The sequence below is a fragment of the Rhizobium jaguaris genome, from assembly GCF_003627755.1.
GTDB lineage: Bacteria > Pseudomonadota > Alphaproteobacteria > Rhizobiales > Rhizobiaceae > Rhizobium > Rhizobium jaguaris.
In genome coordinates, this window is the sequence record NZ_CP032694.1 from 723,300 (window position 1) to 739,329 (window position 16,030).

Sequence of the window (16,030 nt, forward strand, 5' to 3'; positions counted from 1 at the left end):
ATCTCAGCCGATATCCATGGGGAGAGCCGTGATGCTGTCGCGCCGAACGATTGATCATCCCACTGAGCTTGCGCAGCGTTATTCAACGGCAGTCGCCAATCGTAAAAAAACGTGTCCTTCAACTCGTACAAGTTGTAGCGCCGGATGTTACTGAAATTACTTTGCTTCAAATCAGTGGGCAGCCGTCGTTATTCGCTTCTTTTAATAATAATGATGATATGCTTCTTCCCATTTCCATGCTTGGCGACGGCCTTAGTGCAATACTTAGTGCTGGGTTAGCAATTATTGATTGCCAAGATGGTGTTGTGTTTTTGGATGAATTTGATGGAGCAATACATTACTCGAAATTGAAGCAAATATGGGCTGAATTAATTAAGCTGGCGAAAGAAATGAATGTGCAGGTATTTGCTGCAACCCATTCACGTGAAGCTATAAAAGCTATATCCGACGCTTCGGTGATTTCTGCACTTCAAGAACGACTAATATATTTACGAATTGACAAAGTAGACGATAAAACGAAAGCAACAACTTACTTGCAGTCTGAACTCGAAGACGCTCTTTCCGACAATTGGGAAGTGCGTTGATGGCAGAACAAGGTGTGTATTTTGACACAGCCAAGCGCCCCCAAGACAAGCCGTGCTTGCTAATCGTTGAGGGGATCGATGATGCTCGCTTTTTTGACGCGTTGCTACGTGATCTTAATGCCGATCCAACGTAACCGCCCGATTGTGGCCGCCTGTTGGAAATAGCCGCGCTTATTTATGACCCGTCTATAACGACGTCGTTAGCGACGTGTTTTAGGCGAGGCCTGCGATGCGCGTGGAAATTCTCGGCGATGAACGTCGCCGACGTTGGAGTGATGAGAGCAAACTGGAGATCGTGCTGTCGGTGGGGTTCGATGGCGCGTCGGTGACTGAGGTAGCGCGCCGGTATTCGGTCACGCGGCAGCAGATTTATACCTGGCGGCGTGAGTTGCGGAAGAAGGGCCTGCTGTTGCCACCTCCGACCCCAGTGTTTCTGCCGCTGGACATGCCGCCCCCTGGAGACAACGAAGAGGCTCGGACTGTCGATGGCATGCAGGTTTTGCCTGCGATGATGGAGTTGCAATTGCGCTGCGGACGAAACCTTCGCTTCAGCGGCGATGTTGACGTGGTTGCTCTGAAGCGCCTGATCCGGGCAATCGAGGCGGTATGATCGGGCCTGGGACAGGTGTTCGGGTTTACCTTGCCTGCGGTGTCACGGACATGCGCAAGGGGATCGAGGGGCTGGCTGCTCTTGCCCAGGATGTGCTGCGCCAGAAGCCGACGGGAGGTGCGGTCTTCGCGTTTCGCGGGAGGCGGGGCGACCGTTTGAAGCTTTTGTATTTTGACGGTCAGGGGTTCTGCCTTTATTATAAAATCCTGCAGAAAGGGCGGTTTCCATGGCCGTCGGCAGTAGATGGGGCAGCCCGGTTGACGTCTGCTCAACTGGCGATGCTCTGGGAAGGGATTGATTGGCGGCGGCCGGACTGGGGCTCTCCTCCGGCCCGCGTTAGTTGAATTATCCCACTGAATCTGCGTGTTTTTATGGATGTTGGCTCTGACCTGTGGTAGTCAGGTTCATGTCGAGCGCGAGCCAAAATCTTCCCGATGATCCGGCCTTCCTGAAGGCAATGATCGCTGCGCTTGAGGCGAAAAACGCGAAGATGTCGGCGACCCTGCAGGCGCATGACCAGTTGATCCAATCGCTGCGGCTGCGCATCGCCAGGCTGAAGAAACATGGCTTCGGCAAATCGTCGGAAAAAATCGAGCGGGAAATCCAGCAGTTGGAACTGGCGCTGGAGGACCTGATGATTGCCGCCTCGGAAAGCAGCAGCGAGCCGCTCGCCGACGTCGAGGAAACCGTGCGTGCGGAGTCTGAGGCAAGCATGCCGGAAAAGACCATGCGCCGCCGTCCGCGCGTGTCGGACAAGGCCGCTCGCGAGCGCAGGGAACTCGATCCTGGCACGCACTGCCCCGATTGCGGTGGCGAACTGCGGCTTGTCGGTGAAGACGTCAGCGAAATCCTCGACATGATCGCCGCACAGATGAAGGTCATCGAGATTGCTCGGCTGAAGAAGTCCTGCCGCTGCTGCGAGAAGATGGTGCAGTTGCCCGCGCCCAGCCGTCCGATACCGGGCAGCATGGCGGGCGCTGGACTGCTCGCCTACATCCTGGTCTCGAAGTTTGACGACCACCTGCCGCTCTATCGCCTGAACGAAATCTTCGCCCGCATGGGCGTTGATATCCCCGACAGCACGCTGGTCGATTGGTGCGGCCGCGCCATGCGGGTGCTCCTGCCGCTGATCGAGTTGATCGAGGCGGCGATCATGAGCAGCGACCTTCTCCACGCCGACGACACGCCGATCCGGGTTCTGGATCGTTCTCTGCGCGACAAGGGGCTGGGGAAAGGGGTGAAGAAGGGCCGGCTCTGGACCTATGTCCGGGACCAACGCCCATGGGCGGGCATAGCTCCGCCCGGTGCGGTCTATTATTTTGCTCCCGACTGGAAGGAAGAGCACGTTCACCGTCACCTCAAGCAGGCGAGCGGCATCCTTCAGGCCGACGGCTACAAAGGCTACGCGAAGTTGTATGAGGCCGGACCGGACGGGACACGCCGCTTCCAGGAAGCTTCATGTTGGGCGCATTGGCGGCGCGACTTCCATGATATCTGGACCTCGAACAAATCCGAGATCGCCCGCGAGGCGCTCGACCGTATCGGCGCGCTTTACGACATCGAGCGCGAGGTTGCAGGCAAGTCTGCCGATATCCGTCTCGCCGCGCGCCAGAAGCACAGCAAGGCAAAGGTCGAAGCCTTGCGCGTCTGGGCCGAAGCGCAACTGACCCGTATCCCCGGCAAGAGCGATCTGGCTGGCGCTTTCAGGTATGGCCTGAGCAGGTGGTCCTCATTCTGCCTGTTCCTGGAAGACGGCCGTGTCGCAATCGATAACAATGCCGCAGAACGGGCGTTGCGTCCGATCGGCGTTGGAAGACGAAACTGGCTCTTCGCGGGCGCTGACACTGGAGCAGAAACCCTGGCGCGGGCCATGACAATTATCGAGACCGCCAAGATGAATGGCCTTGATCCTCAGGCCTATCTGGCTGACGTGCTCGACCGCATTCAGGATCACAAGATCAATCGCCTCGCCGAACTGCTCCCATGGAACTGGGTGCCGACGGTGGCAGTCATCTGCGCCGAGGCCGCCTGATGGCAACGGTCCGCTTCGTCTTCACCATCGACTATGTCGCCGAAATCCTCAATGAGGATGTCGACCTTCTCCGGGAGATCATCAGCAATGATGACAACCTGACCTATGGCAATATCATCAGCGTCGTGACTGGAGACGACGAGAGTACGTCAGCTTTGACAGACGATGGCGTTGACGAACTCAGGCAGATGCTTAGCGACGCGCGTAGGTCTGCGGAAACATGGCAAGAGTTCCTCGATTGCTTCGTCCTCGACGAAAAGGTCGTCGAGCGTGTCAAGACATATTCCCCACGGTCACAATCGGGCGGTTACGATCCAACGCAAGTTGCGATAGAACACATCGGGGGAGTGGATGCGATAGAAAAGAGCCTCCAATCGCTTGTCAAGTCGCGGCCCTATCAGGAGGGACGGATTGTAAAGATTGCAGCGATACGAGACGCGGACGTTAATCCAACGGACGCCACCGGCATGATGCATCGTGCGTTTCAATCAGTCGGTTGGCCGCAACCAGCTCCGGGCACTTTCGAAGGTGGCCAGAACATTGAAGTGGGATTGTTTGTCGTTCCGTCCTCCGACCAAAGCGGCGACTTGGAACGTCTTTGCTTGGCTACCGTTGCCGATGTTGCCAAAGCGCAATCAGTCACTCAATTCTATGCTCAAATGGATGCTACCTACGGCCCTTTGGACCGCCCTTATAAACGGCAATGTGCAATTTATCTTGCTTGCACGAATGTGGAAACGAGAGGGCCGGGGCAGGCCTTCAGTATTGGCGTATTTGACCGACAACATGGCGTGCTCGAACCTCTGAAGCAGTTTCTTACGCTGTTCCTCGGTTAGAATATCGAAGCAGGAAAGTGCCTGCGTCCAGCTCGTGAAAATGTATAAAATTACGAGAGGGGTATTTAAGTCAACTCTGTACGGCCTTCCCCCCATGAGGTGCTACTGGTTCGGGCATAAGGCAGGCAACTACTTCGAGGGTCTCCTGATCGCCGCAGCGAACTGGAAGATTTTTGCGAGGGGGTATCTTAGCTCCTTCGTGCAGCGATGCCCCCCATCGGGTGCTGAGGGTTGGAAGCGCCTAGTTCTCTGCTCTCTCTCGGCAATGCGTACGACTTTTTCACTACGAGCCGTCATCATGGCAGAAAGGGCATAAGGGCGGGGTACGGGAGCCGTGTCCGCAGGGGTATACCGTAACGTACATCTGGAGTGGCGCATAGAAATATGTACGTAAGGGTTGACTTCGATCAACGTACATGCATTTTAACGGACATAACCCTAACGGATAGAGGGATAGGCCATGTCCAAGATCGTACTGTACGCCCGCGTGTCAACCATAGACCAGACGCTAGACCACCAACGGACACAAGCGGAGCAAGCAGGCTTCATCATTGACGAGGTGATTGCAGACCACGGTGTATCAGGCGTCAGCACCAGACTTGAAGACCGGCCGGAGGGCAAGCGTCTGTACGACAGGTTGCGCCGGGGTGACGTGCTGGTTGTTCGCTGGGTCGATAGGCTGGGGCGAAACTACGAGGACGTAACCGACGCCATTCGGCACTTCATGCGACAAGGTGTGATCGTCAAAACCGTCATCAACGGGATGACCTTCGACGGGCGACAGCGGACCCGATACAGCAGGCCGTCAGGGACGCGCTGATAGCGTTCATGGCCGCGACAGCGCAGGCGCAGGCCGAAGCGACGAAAGCGGCTCAGCGGGCCGGAATAGAGGCAAGGAAGGGCGATATCGAACGCTACCGGGGCAAGAAGCCGAGCTACAGCCGGGAGAAGTTCCAGCAGGTGCTTGATATGCTAGCAATCGGCAATGGTGCTTCCGAGATTGCCAAGGCAACCGGATTGACCAGACAGACCGTACTAAGGATCAAAGGCGATCAGGCCGGGGCTGAGACCGCCTTGGCCAAGTGGGGACTTTGAATTGCTGAATGGATAAAAGCCAATCTAGTTTAGTGCGATACCGGAGGTAGGTCAGCCTATTGCTGTTTCCGCACGAACTGGTTGCATTTATCCGTACCGCAAGGCAATAGCCTGTATGTGCATTTGTTCTGTACTTCTCTGTGTTATCTGATAACTACCTGATATCATTGTGTATTATCTGCCGGACCCTATTAGGATATATCAAGCGTTATGCCTTCCGGTCTATCAGTAAATGAATAGATACATATCCAGATACTACAAATAGATAATAGATAACTATACAGATCAGATACCGGTAAGATACTAGATAGATATACTATAGAAATAACCATACAGAACATAGACAGCTAACAGATAATACATATATAACTAGATATTTATATAGGATAGCTACCAGATTGCTATGCAGACGCCCGCGCTATGCTTGAGGCTCCGCTACGGCTAGATAGCTAACAGATACAGATATAAGGCCATGACAAGTGGCTGCAGGATCAGCACTGGATAGCAAACAGATCAGATATCTAAAGTACGAGCAGTCGGATAGGTTGGACAGGCATGCAGGACTAGGTGGGCAACCACCTACAGGTTGGCATACACTTTTGTACGAGTTTGCAATCCGGTCAGTACGGACACGGGAACGCTTTCTCCCTAAAGAGCACATACAGATATAGACCATAACAGCAAGCAATTGTCGTGATGATCTGTAGCGTTTTTCATGTGCAAAGTTAGATTATTGTTTATCGATACGGTTGTTATACAATAATCAATTACAGAAAAGCCATCGTTGTCCACAGGATTGCTTGGTTATGTCATTTCCGATTTAAGATATTCTGCAAAGTACGGCTCCGTTGCGTGGGTAATCTCTCAACATGCTCTCTTTCGGCCAGGGATAACCCTAGGAGCGTGTTTCGCGCTCAAGACGATACTTGGCCTACCTTGGACCCAAACGCCCCTCAGCGAGGCTCTGCGTGAGTTTCGGAAATCATCCGAACCAGATCCAATCGTTTGATATCGTTTGCCTATCTGCATCCCGATTATGCACGCGCTCCGTAATTGCGATCCGTAGTGCATTGCGCGCCACGTCGCGGTAGGCCGGTCCGATTAGCACCACGGTTGCCTTCGCCCTGTCCATATCCGCGCCAAGCCTTCCGACACCAGAATGTCGCCAAGCGATCGGCCATCCCGTACAAGCACCCGGAGCTTGCGACCGTACTTGTCTTCGTCACGTCCGGACCATGCCCGCATCTGAAACGGACCGGCATTGACAAGTTCCATAAGCCGTACCGTGGCCTGCTCGCCGAGCGCCTTTTCGGCGGCGCAGTGAGGTTGGCTGATTTCCGGCGTATCGATATCGGCAACACGGACCTTCACACTGTCGCTCCATAGCGTGTCACCGTCCACGATGCAGTTCTGTCGTTTTCCGCTTCCGCACCGGTCATATAGAGGCGGCGCTGTGTCGGTGGGCTGTAGAAGTCTGGTTGGCAATGCGGCGCTGACGATTATGCAAAAGCAAGTCGTAACACCGGCCACGCCGAAAATGACGCCCGTTCCCATGCCTCTTATCGCTGGCTGACAAAACGGTAGTAGCCGTCTGCGGCAAGGCGGGGATGAACGCCGCATTCGAAGCTGCTGTTGATCCGGGCTGGATCGGCTTTTGCGAGCCAGCCGCTCAATTGTGCCGTATCGGCGGCAAAGCGCTTAAGCTCGTTCGCAAAGGCGGTGAAATAGCTTTCGTACGTTGGGAAGCGTTCGGTATGGCCGTGCTCGTGGCAAAAGTGAGCTGCTAGTGCCAGCGGATCAACGCCATCTCGGTAGGCGCGACGTAGCGGCTCTTGTTCCATTAGGTCCGTAATGCGGGGATCATCGGCAGATTTGCCGGAAATCCGATGGACCTCATTTGCATAAGTCTCGTAGAAGGCGTCGTACCGGTCGTCCTTGCGCATTGACCTTGCCCCCAAGTTTTATCCAGTTTTGAGTTCGCTCCAGTGGTTTTGGGTTGCTGTATTCGGGGCGGTAGCGGCGGGTTGCGGTGCGGAGCCATTTCGGCTGCGCAGCACCGCATCACGTCGCGGGTTGATGGTCTGAGCGAACTCGGCAGGTGTCCTCCAGCCGAGTCCAGAGTGCGGGCGGTTATCGTTATAATCGCTGCGCCAGTTTGAAAGCGCTGAACGAGCATGGGTCAGTGACGAGAACAGTGTTTCGTTCAGGAACTCGTCTCGCAGCCGTCCATTGAAGCTTTCGATGAAGGCGTTCTGGATCGGCTTGCCTGGCGCGATATAGTGCCAATCTATCTTCGTCTTGTCCGTCCATTGCAGGATCGCATTGCTTGTGAACTCGCTGCCGTTATCACTGACGATCATCTTCGGCTTGCCACGCCCCTCGATGATCCGGTCCAGCTCACGAGCAACACGCAGGCCGGAAAGCGATGTATCGGCGATGAGACCCAGGCATTCTCTGGTGCAATCATCGACGACCGTCAGAACCCGGAACCTGCGACCATCGGTGAGTTGATCCGACACGAAGTCCAGCGACCAACGTTCATTGGCGGTTACTGGTATCAGCATCGGTGCTCGTGTGCCGATCGCTCGCTTGCGGCCACCACGCTTGCGCACGGTCAACTTCTCCTCCCGATAGAGCCGGAAGAGCTTCTTGTGGTTCACAAGGTGCCCCTCGCGTCTGAGCAGCACATGAATGCGTCGATAGCCGAAGCGGCGGCGTTCATGCGCCAACGCCTTCATCCGCTCGCGAAGGCCCTGGTCGTCGATGCGGCTGCTTTCGTAACGAACTGTCATCCGGCAAACGCCGATGGCTTTACACGCCCGCCGTTCACTCATCCGATGGTGATCCATCAGATGCGCGACAGCGTTCCGCTTTGCTGCGGGCGTCACCACTTCTTTCCCAAAAGGTCTTTCAACGCGGCATTGTCGAGCATCGCGTCCGCCAGAAGCCGCTTCAGCTTCGTGTTCTCGTCCTCCAGCGTCTTCAGCCGCTTGGCCTCAGACACCTCCATCCCGCCGAATCTGGCCTTCCATTTATAGATGCTGGCATCGCTGACGCCGTGCTTGCGGCAAAGCTCCGATACTGGCGTGCCCGCCTCGTGCTCCTTCAGAATGCCGATAATCTGTTCGTCAGTAAAACGGTTGCGTTTCATTCCCTGGTCCTCTCAATGGGCCAGAGCTTACTTCAAAATGGATTATTTCAACGGGGCAAGGTCAGCATCTCTGCATCGGCCTTCGGGTCTTTGTCGACCGTCTGCGCAGCATTTCGTATTTGCCCATAGCAGGCTTCGACTTGGGCAGTGGGCGGCGCTGTGCGGGCCAAGGCCGTATACCAGAATGGCATGTCGGAGCGCATACCGTTCCTGTAAGCAAAGCCGATGACGGCCAGCTGTTTGCCATCGTGCACCTGTCGATACTCGCGGCGCGCGATGTCGATTGTACCGCTCGATATATCAGAGCCGCTGTCGCTCAGCATGGCAGTCGTTACAGCATTGGCCTCGTACGCGGACAGCCCCTTGTTCAGCGCTTCCAAGTAGACGTAGGCCCGAACGCCCTCGTTGCCCGCACGTACTGTGAAGCGGAAAAAGGTGTATCCGGCAAACGCCAGCAATCCCAATACAATCAGCCCCATGATGCCCCCCCCCACGATCAATGTGGAATATCCGATTTTTGGATAATCCGAAATTCGGATTACCGCACGGTTGAAGGGCAGTCAACCGAGCATGGCGAAAACGCTGCACTCAAAGAGGCATGAAGTACTGGTAGCGGCGATTGCAGAACAACGCCGTGCTAAAGGCTTGTCTCAAGCACAGGTCGCCAAGTTGCTGGGACGCCATCAACCGTTCATCGCTAATATCGAAAGCGGTGAACGCCGGGTCGATTTGCTAGAACTGATAACGATAGCGAATATCATTGAACTTGATGTTCATGCCCTGCTTGACCGGTTGCAGCAGGTTTCAGAGTGAAGTCGAGCGTCTGTATTGCGTCGTCAAGCACCTGTAGGGTGTAGCCCCCGAAGTAGTTTTGGTAGGTAACGCCTTGGGGGATGTGGCCTACGATGGCGCTGACAAGTGGATCGTTGGGCTTTGCGTTGCCAAGCTGCGTAATAACGGTATGGCGCAGACTGTGGAACACGAGGAACTCGGATTTCAGATTGAGCTTCGGTAGCAAACTTTCGTTAAACCAGCGTCCAAGGTTACGGCCTCGGCCGTGCTCGACAGAGTTCGGTAGCTCCTGAAATAATTTCTGTTTTCCCTGCCTGCGCAACGCCTCGACATGATCCAATAGACCAAGCCTGATGAGTTCGCGATGTATTGGAACCCTGCGCTTTGAAGCCTCTGTCTTTACCTTTTTGTCGTCCTCGTTGTTGATGTCAAAAAACCAGATACCGTCCTGTTGCCGAATGTCTGCAAGATCAAGCTGTGCAATCTCATTGAGCCGTGCACCCGTATAGATGCCGATAAGCGGTCCCCATTTTTGGTATGGTTTGCGTGCATATATCAGGCCGCTGTCCACGACGGCGTTCAGAATGGTGCGTATTTGATCTGATGTGAAGGGTAAACGTTTTTTCTCCGCGCGCTGCCGGTTCCGTTTGATCTGAACGCCTGCAAACAGGTTCCGCTCTACGTACCCGTGATGCTGGGCGTATCCGAAGAAATCGTTATAGGTCTGTAAATACTTGTTGATTGAGGGAACAGACAGGCGGGGTAAGTTAGCCATCTTCAGCACTTCGGCTAGAGACTTGCCCCTGGTCTCCTGTTTTTTATGTCGGTGCTTGGGCAGCGCAACCAAGGTGTCTTTAACGGTTGTCACGTCCTGCGGGGTCAGCGAAGCAATATCCCGGTTTCTGCCGAACAATTCCGTAAGCAGTCCTAGATATTCCTCTTTGCCCATAACCGTAGTCTTAACCCAGTTTTCCCCTAGTTTCCGTTCCATGATGAAACGTTTGGCTAATTCCTCAATGGTGATACTCAGTACCTTGGGCTGTACTAAAGGCGCAGGCGACGGTGTGGGGATTGCACTCGCGGCAGGTGTCGTAGGAGAAGCCAGAGTGCTTAGGTCGAACTGTTCGTAGGAAGCGTCATGGTCTAGGACCGCTTTCAGAAAGCTACGGACGGCCAGTTTGAAATCCTTTTTCAGCCAGCCGTATTGTTTGTCCGCATCAGAGAATGGCACGCGGTACTGCGTCATGAATTTTGCAAGCAGGTCTTGGTAGCTTGTGCCGAATGAGAGCGGGCTATCTGTTTCAATTTCTTGCTGGGTTGCCTCAAGCCGAAGCTCGTAATCCCGTCGGGTCTTTTCGGTGAGACGGCCTTGGCTATCTATCTCGTCCTTAACCGTGTCGAGAAGTTCGCGGAAATGCTGTTTCAGCAAGCCGTGCAATTCATCGTATCGCATTCCGTATGCAATTCCCTGCTCATTCAACTGTTCGCCTATCTGGATCAAGGATCGCGACAAGCGCAATGCTTTTCGTGGGTCGCGTGTCTGTAGCGAAATCTTGATCGTCTCGGCTTTTTGGCGTGGGTGTAACTGCTTCGGCATTGGCCAGCGGAAGTAGAAGACGCCATGCCGAGACTTGAGAAGATAAGAGGGGATGTACAAAGAAATGTCTCACCGGGATGTCCCACCTGTGGACGTCGGTAGTCAAGTCTTTGATCTTAAAGGAAATGGTGCCGCTTACGTGACTCGAACACGTGACCCCATCATTACGAATGATGTGCTCTACCGACTGAGCTAAAGCGGCATTCCGGGCCGTTTGGTATGGCCCCGCGATTTGCATGGCGCTGATACAGTCAAAGCGGTGAGATTTCAAGCGTCCAAATCGCCGAATGGCAAAAAAGCGAGAGGCTTGTGAAAAAAGTAGTCGTGCGCGTGGGCTTTCTCAGAGCTCCAGCCGGGCACGTGCCTGGCGGTATTCCACCTCCAGCCGGTCGACGAGCGCGGCCACCGGTTCGATGGCTTTGACGGCGCCGATCCCCTGGCCGGAGCCCCAAATATCCTTCCAGGCCTTGGCGCCGGTCGTCGCCGCTTCGAAATCCATTTTCGAAGGATCGGCTTCGGGCAAGTTGTCCGGGTCCATGCCGGCGGCGCGGATCGAAGGTTTCAGATAGTTGCCGTGCACGCCGGTGAAGAAGTTGGAATAGACGATATCGGCCGCCGCTCCGTCGACGATCGCTTGCTTGTAGGCTTCCGCCGCGCGCGCCTCTTCGGTGGCGATGAATGGCGAGCCGATATAGGCCATATCCGCGCCCATCGCTTGCGTGGCCAGGATCGCGCCGCCATTGGCAATGGCGCCGGCAAGCAGCAAAGGCCCGTCGAACCATTCGCGGATTTCCTGGACCAGCGCAAAGGGCGAGAGTTGGCCGGCATGACCGCCGGCGCCCGCCGCCACCGCAATCAGCCCGTCCGCACCCTTGCGGATCGCCGAATTGGCATGACGATTGTTGATGATGTCATGCAGCACGAGGCCGCCGTAGGAATGCACGGCCGCATTGACCTCCGGCACGGCACCGAGCGAGGAGATGACGATCGGCACCTTGTATTTCACGCAGAGCATCAGATCATGTTCCAGCCGCTTGTTCGACGCATGGACAATCTGATTGACCGCGAACGGAGCGGAAGGCCGTTCGGGATGCGCGGCGTCGTGCGCAGCGAGATCCTCGGTGATCATTGCCAGCCATTCATCCAATTGGCTTTCCGGCCGGGCGTTCAGCGCCGGAAACGAGCCGACGACGCCGGCCTTGCACTGCGCCAGCGTCAAGGCCGGATGCGTGATGATGAAAAGGGGCGAGGCCACGACTGGCAGCCGCAGGCGCTCGGTCAGGACGGGGGGGAGGGCCATGAACATCATCCGTATTTGACGTTTACGAAAACGTCAAAGGCATAACAGATGCTCGTCGGGAGCGGAAGATGGCAGCCGAGGCAATAGGCAGCAGGCAATAGGGATTGTTAACGATATCCGCGACAAACGCTTTTGCCTGCTGCCTACTGCCACCCCATTTGTGTCGTCTTTGCCATTTATCCCCGCCGGAGTGTCCATGGGTCATGGGAGAGACTTGCACATTGTCGGGCGGGGCGTTACCGAATTCGGTTAGCGAATGGTAAAGAAGTGGTCGTTTTGCCGATAGAGTATGCGGGCGTATTGCGAGTAAGAGTAAAGGACCTGACGTGAGCGGACTAGAAACGGCTATCAGAAACGCCCTGGAGCGATCCGATCGCGCCAATCCGGAAATTCGGGCCCGCATCTACCAGTCGGCGCGACAGGCGCTCGAATCGGGGCTTCGCAAGCAGGACATTACCGACACCGGCATCATTTCGGCTCAGCGCCAGCGCCTGGAGGCGACCATCCGGGCGATCGAGGGCGAGGAGCGCGCCCGCCCGCCGGAAACGCCGGTGACGCCCGAGGTGGAGGCGCCCCAAGTTCCTTCGGCGCCGCCGCAGCAAGCATCGCAGCCGGTGCAGCAGCGACAGGAGCAGGAGCCTGTCATGAGCGTGCGCGGCGAGACGCGCGACCGCCCCACTGCCGCTCAAGCCTCCGCTCCCGTCGAATCCCCTGCGCCGGAAAGCGAGTTTGGCGACATGCGCGCCGGCCCGGCCGATCATCTCGGTGCCGACAGCGATCAGCGGCAGGCACCCGCGCCCACCGCAACGCGGTCGATGAATTTCAAACCGGAACGCGCCGCGGTTCGCCGCAAGCCGCGCAAGTTCTTCTCGCGCCTGCTGGTCTTCTGCATCCTCCTCGCCTTCCTCGGCGTCGGCGCCTGGTGGATCAAGACCTCGGGCGTGTTCATGACGGCGGCGCAGCGCGACACCAGCGTCCCCAATCCGCCGGCGCATGTTGATTCCCAGGATTTCAAGGGCAACAACAGTGACGGCGACGCGTCCAATGACGATGACAACAGCGGCCCCGCCAATCCGGGGCTGGCGACGATCGATCCGCAGAACAGTTTCTCGGCGGAGTGGATCGAGATTTTCAAGCCGACCGACTTGGCCAAAGTCGTAAGCGGCGCGCAGGCCAAGGCCGAGAACGTCTCGGAAAACGAAGGTCCGGCGGTGCGGCTGACCTCTCAGACCAACGCCCCGGACGGCAACGCGTCGGTCGAAGTGCCGGTCAGCGTGCTGCAGCAATTGGCTGGCAAATCGTCAGCCGTCGCGCTCACGCTGCAGTCTACCTCCGACACGCCGACGCAGATCACCGTGGAATGCGATTTCGGCTCGCTGGGCAGTTGCGGCCGTCATCGTTTCAACGTTACTCGCCAGAAGAGCGACGCCCTGTTCGAGGTCCATTTCGACCGTTCGCTGGCGCCAAACGCGCCCGGCCATTTGATCATCAACAGCGATGTCGACGGCAAGGCGCGAGGCATCAACATCTATGCCATCCGCGTCCTGCCCGGGCAATGAGGCCGGGCCGCCCACCTCTCATTTGAAGCCACCTCTCATTTGAGGACATGTGGTCCCCTGCCAAGGATCTTGTCGTCGATCTCGCCGATCGCCTTCTGGTCCTTGCGGTCATAGTCGAGCGTCAGCAGAATGTGACGGATGAGGTTGAGGCGCGCGCGGCGTTTGTCGTTGGCATGGAGCACAGTCCATGGCGCGTAGTCCGTATGCGTCTCCTTCAGCATGCGGTCGCGCTTCTCGCTGTAGTCTTTCCACTTGCTCAGCGCCGCGATGTCCATCGAGGAAAGCTTCCAGACGGCGCGCGGATCGTGGCGCCTGTCGTGAAAGCGCTTGAGCTGCATTTCCCGGCCAATATCGAGATAGAATTTGAAGAAGAAAATGCCGTCCTGGACGATGAGCTTTTCCAGATGCGGAGTCTGTTTCAGGAATTGCTCGTATTGCTCCGGCGTGCAGAAGCCCATGACCGGCTCGACACCGGCGCGGTTGTACCAGGAGCGGTCGAACAGCACGAATTCGCCCGCCGTCGGGAACTGGGCGACATAGCGCTGGAAATACCATTGCCCCGCTTCGCGATCGGTCGGCTTGGTCAATGCCACGGCGCGCGCAAGGCGTGGGTTCATATGTGCCGAGGTTGCAGCGATCGAACCGCCCTTGCCGGCGGCGTCCCGCCCCTCGAAGAGCGCAATCACCCGCTTGCCGGTCGCCTGCAGCCAGAACTGAACTTTGATGAGTTCGATCTGTAGCTTTTCCAGTTCCTCCAGATACTCTTCTTCTTTCAGCTTCTTCTTATAGGGATAGCCACCGGAGGCGAGCGCCTGGTCGTCGACCCAGTCCGGCAAGACGGGGTTATCGACATCGAACATGCGGGTCTTGCCATCGATATGCAACTCCACCGCGCGGCTTTCCACGTCCTCTCCCATGTATTTTGTCCCTCTGCAATTTACGTCGTGCTAATGATATCCGCCGGGTGTGGCAAAAAAACTTTGAAGCAAGTTGAGATATTTATCCAGTACTTTCAAGCTCTTTGCCGGCCGTGTCTTTTGCCGGCTACATTTATTGTTGTAAGCCGCCGGCTTCTGTGGATAGAGCCGAAAACTTCTGTCATGAATCCCCGCTAAGACGCGGAGTCTTGGATTCCGCAATGGCAGGCGAAGGGACGGGTGCACGTGGAAGACGAATGGTCATTCCTCAGGAAGCTGGCTGCACGGCTGTGGCAGGAGACCGCCATCCTGATTCTGGCGACGCTGATCGCCATTCTGGCGCTCGTCGAGGGCATCAACACCGGCGTCGTCTTCTGGATCTGGGTCGTCGTGATGATCGTGGCGCTGATCCGCCGGCCGCTGGTCGAAAAGGCAGCCCTGCCGCCGCCCGCCGATCCTGTGCCGGCCGATCCGGAGATCGTTCTTCGCACGGCCTTCTCGGGCCTGGCAGCGCTTGACGTGCCGGTACTGATCATCGATCGCGAGGCGTCCGTCCTGATGCAGAATGCCGCCGCCGACAAGGCGTTCGGCGCTTTTCCGCCCGGTGCCCATATCTCCGCCAAGCTGCGCTCCCCCGGCGTGCTCGACATGGTGCGCGAGACGGTCACCACCAACACGCCGAACCAGATCGAACATTCCGAGCGCCTGCCGTCCGAGCGCGTCTATATCGTCCGCATCGCCCCGATTGATCTGCCTGAATCAGACGTCGAGCCCGGGACCTTCTTCGTGCTCTCCTTCCGCGATATCTCCGAACTCCGCCATATCGATCGTATGCGGTCCGACTTCGTTGCCAATGCCAGTCACGAGCTGCGCACGCCGCTCGCCTCGCTGCGCGGTTTCATCGAAACCATCCAGGGGCCGGCCAAGGCAGATCCGAAGGCTCAGCAGCGCTTTCTCGGCATCATGTTCGACCAGACGACGCGCATGAGCCGACTGGTCGACGATCTGCTGTCGCTGTCGCGGCTGGAGTTGAAGTCGCACATCGCGCCGGATCAGAAGGTCGATCTCGTGCCGTTGCTCGGGCACGTCCGCGATGCACTTCTTCCGCTCGCCGGCGATCTCGACGTGACCATCAATCTGCATTTGCCTCCCGGAAAGGTGGAGGTGCTGGGTGATCGCGACGAACTGGTGCAGGTCTTCGAAAACCTCATCGAAAATGCTTGCAAATACGGTCAGGAAGGCAAGGTCGTCGAGGTTTCGCTCCTGAACGAGCCGGGTCAGGCAGTCGAGGTCATCGTCTCCGACAGGGGACCGGGTATTCCGGCGGAACATGTGCCGCGCCTTACCGAGCGCTTTTATCGCGTCAATGTCGAGGACAGCCGCTCGAAAAAAGGCACCGGATTGGGGCTCGCTATCGTCAAGCACATTCTCACCCGCCACCGCGCAAGGCTGATCGTCAAGTCGGAAGTCGGAAAAGGAACGGACTTTACCGTGCGGTTCTGAACGGCTCTGTGAATCGTCGATTTTGTGCGTGATTTAATTCATAGATTTCAATCA

Annotated in this window: 15 protein-coding genes, 1 tRNA gene and 2 pseudogenes; 10 read left to right on the forward strand and 8 right to left on the reverse strand. The window is 56.7% G+C overall.

Annotated features, from left to right (window positions below; translation table 11 throughout):
• Window positions 1-50 precede the first annotated feature (50 nt).
• The 7 genes and pseudogenes from CCGE525_RS03565 to CCGE525_RS03595 all read left to right on the forward strand — a co-directional run bounded on the left by CCGE525_RS03565 (window position 51) and on the right by CCGE525_RS03595 (window position 5,157).
• The gene (locus tag CCGE525_RS03565) at window positions 51-584 is read left to right on the forward strand and encodes an AAA family ATPase (protein WP_120703083.1); all 534 of its coding nucleotides are present in this window, start codon (window positions 51-53) and stop codon (window positions 582-584) included.
• Window positions 585-813: 229 nt separating this feature from the next.
• Window positions 814-1,194, forward strand: coding sequence for an IS66-like element accessory protein TnpA (tnpA, locus tag CCGE525_RS03570; protein ID WP_120703084.1), 381 nt, complete (start codon window positions 814-816; stop codon window positions 1,192-1,194).
• 50 nt (window positions 1,195-1,244) lie between these two features.
• Window positions 1,245-1,538 carry an IS66 family insertion sequence element accessory protein TnpB gene (tnpB, locus tag CCGE525_RS03575; RefSeq protein WP_245472081.1) on the forward strand — a complete coding sequence of 98 codons (294 nt, stop codon included), beginning with the start codon at window positions 1,245-1,247 and terminating at the stop codon, window positions 1,536-1,538.
• A 62-nt stretch (window positions 1,539-1,600) separates the two neighbouring features.
• A complete protein-coding gene (tnpC, locus tag CCGE525_RS03580; protein ID WP_120703086.1) occupies window positions 1,601-3,226 on the forward strand; it encodes an IS66 family transposase in 1,626 nt (541 codons plus the stop codon).
• Window positions 3,226-3,519, forward strand: a pseudogene (locus CCGE525_RS03585) (hypothetical protein); the annotation flags it as partial. The gene tnpC and the pseudogene CCGE525_RS03585, both read left to right, overlap by 1 nt.
• 54 nt (window positions 3,520-3,573) lie before the next feature.
• Window positions 3,574-4,062, forward strand: a complete 489-nt coding sequence (locus CCGE525_RS39680; RefSeq protein ID WP_342637437.1) for a DUF3226 domain-containing protein — start codon at window positions 3,574-3,576, stop codon at window positions 4,060-4,062.
• A 460-nt stretch (window positions 4,063-4,522) separates the two neighbouring features.
• A pseudogene (locus tag CCGE525_RS03595) lies at window positions 4,523-5,157 on the forward strand (recombinase family protein).
• Between the two features lie 1,101 nt (window positions 5,158-6,258).
• Here CCGE525_RS03595 and CCGE525_RS03600 read toward each other — a convergent pair.
• From CCGE525_RS03600 to CCGE525_RS03615, 4 genes are all read right to left on the reverse strand, one after another.
• Window positions 6,259-6,528, reverse strand: coding sequence for a thermonuclease family protein (locus CCGE525_RS03600; RefSeq protein ID WP_425375882.1), 270 nt, complete (start codon window positions 6,526-6,528; stop codon window positions 6,259-6,261).
• A 188-nt stretch (window positions 6,529-6,716) separates the two neighbouring features.
• Window positions 6,717-7,100, reverse strand: a complete 384-nt coding sequence (locus CCGE525_RS03605) for a hypothetical protein (RefSeq protein ID WP_120703089.1) — start codon at window positions 7,098-7,100, stop codon at window positions 6,717-6,719.
• Window positions 7,101-7,118: 18 nt separating this feature from the next.
• A protein-coding gene (locus CCGE525_RS03610) for an IS3 family transposase (protein WP_120702903.1) occupies window positions 7,119-8,308 on the reverse strand; the annotation gives its coding sequence in 2 pieces (ribosomal slippage) (window positions 7,119-8,059 and window positions 8,059-8,308; 1,191 coding nt in all).
• A 47-nt stretch (window positions 8,309-8,355) separates the two neighbouring features.
• Window positions 8,356-8,787 carry a hypothetical protein gene (locus CCGE525_RS03615; RefSeq protein ID WP_120703090.1) on the reverse strand — a complete coding sequence of 144 codons (432 nt, stop codon included), beginning with the start codon at window positions 8,785-8,787 and terminating at the stop codon, window positions 8,356-8,358.
• Window positions 8,788-8,878: 91 nt separating this feature from the next.
• On the opposite strand from CCGE525_RS03615, the gene CCGE525_RS03620 reads away from it, so the two are divergent.
• Window positions 8,879-9,121 carry a helix-turn-helix domain-containing protein gene (locus CCGE525_RS03620; RefSeq protein ID WP_120703091.1) on the forward strand — a complete coding sequence of 81 codons (243 nt, stop codon included), beginning with the start codon at window positions 8,879-8,881 and terminating at the stop codon, window positions 9,119-9,121.
• On the opposite strand, the gene CCGE525_RS03625 is transcribed toward CCGE525_RS03620, so the two are convergent.
• The 3 genes from CCGE525_RS03625 to CCGE525_RS03635 all read right to left on the reverse strand — a co-directional run bounded on the left by CCGE525_RS03625 (window position 9,066) and on the right by CCGE525_RS03635 (window position 11,997).
• Window positions 9,066-10,757, reverse strand: a complete 1,692-nt coding sequence (locus CCGE525_RS03625) for a site-specific integrase (protein WP_120703092.1) — start codon at window positions 10,755-10,757, stop codon at window positions 9,066-9,068. The genes CCGE525_RS03620 and CCGE525_RS03625 overlap by 56 nt on opposite strands.
• A gap of 66 nt (window positions 10,758-10,823) precedes the next feature.
• Window positions 10,824-10,899, reverse strand: a tRNA-Thr gene (locus tag CCGE525_RS03630).
• 138 nt (window positions 10,900-11,037) lie between these two features.
• Window positions 11,038-11,997 (reverse strand): NAD(P)H-dependent flavin oxidoreductase, encoded by a 960-nt coding sequence (locus CCGE525_RS03635; RefSeq protein ID WP_120703093.1) that lies wholly within the window; start codon window positions 11,995-11,997, stop codon window positions 11,038-11,040.
• A gap of 326 nt (window positions 11,998-12,323) precedes the next feature.
• Here CCGE525_RS03635 and CCGE525_RS03640 point away from each other — a divergent pair, with 326 nt between their 5' ends.
• Window positions 12,324-13,556: a hypothetical protein gene (locus CCGE525_RS03640; RefSeq protein WP_120703094.1), complete on the forward strand. Its 1,233-nt coding sequence runs from the start codon at window positions 12,324-12,326 to the stop codon at window positions 13,554-13,556.
• 35 nt (window positions 13,557-13,591) lie between these two features.
• Here the strand turns inward: CCGE525_RS03640 and ppk2 are convergent, their stop codons facing one another.
• The gene (gene ppk2, locus CCGE525_RS03645) at window positions 13,592-14,473 is read right to left on the reverse strand and encodes a polyphosphate kinase 2 (RefSeq protein WP_120703095.1); all 882 of its coding nucleotides are present in this window, start codon (window positions 14,471-14,473) and stop codon (window positions 13,592-13,594) included.
• A gap of 246 nt (window positions 14,474-14,719) precedes the next feature.
• Here ppk2 and phoR point away from each other — a divergent pair, with 246 nt between their 5' ends.
• Entirely contained in the window at window positions 14,720-15,976 is a 1,257-nt protein-coding gene (gene phoR, locus CCGE525_RS03650; RefSeq protein WP_245472082.1) for a phosphate regulon sensor histidine kinase PhoR, read from the forward strand.
• Window positions 15,977-16,030 lie beyond the last annotated feature (54 nt).

Bases quoted from the DNA above. Each gene is read 5' to 3' on its own strand.
- tnpB (WP_245472081.1), top strand. From the start codon at position 1,245: ATGCGCAAGGGGATCGAGGGGCTGGCTGCTCTTGCCCAGGATGTGCTG.
- CCGE525_RS03620 (WP_120703091.1), top strand. From the start codon at position 8,879: ATGGCGAAAACGCTGCACTCAAAGAGGCATGAAGTACTGGTAGCGGCG.
- tnpA (WP_120703084.1), top strand. From the start codon at position 814: ATGCGCGTGGAAATTCTCGGCGATGAACGTCGCCGACGTTGGAGTGAT.
- tnpC (WP_120703086.1), top strand. From the start codon at position 1,601: ATGTCGAGCGCGAGCCAAAATCTTCCCGATGATCCGGCCTTCCTGAAG.
- CCGE525_RS03605 (WP_120703089.1), bottom strand. From the start codon at position 7,100: ATGCGCAAGGACGACCGGTACGACGCCTTCTACGAGACTTATGCAAAT.
- ppk2 (WP_120703095.1), bottom strand. From the start codon at position 14,473: ATGGGAGAGGACGTGGAAAGCCGCGCGGTGGAGTTGCATATCGATGGC.
- CCGE525_RS03615 (WP_120703090.1), bottom strand. From the start codon at position 8,787: ATGGGGCTGATTGTATTGGGATTGCTGGCGTTTGCCGGATACACCTTT.
- CCGE525_RS03635 (WP_120703093.1), bottom strand. From the start codon at position 11,997: ATGGCCCTCCCCCCCGTCCTGACCGAGCGCCTGCGGCTGCCAGTCGTG.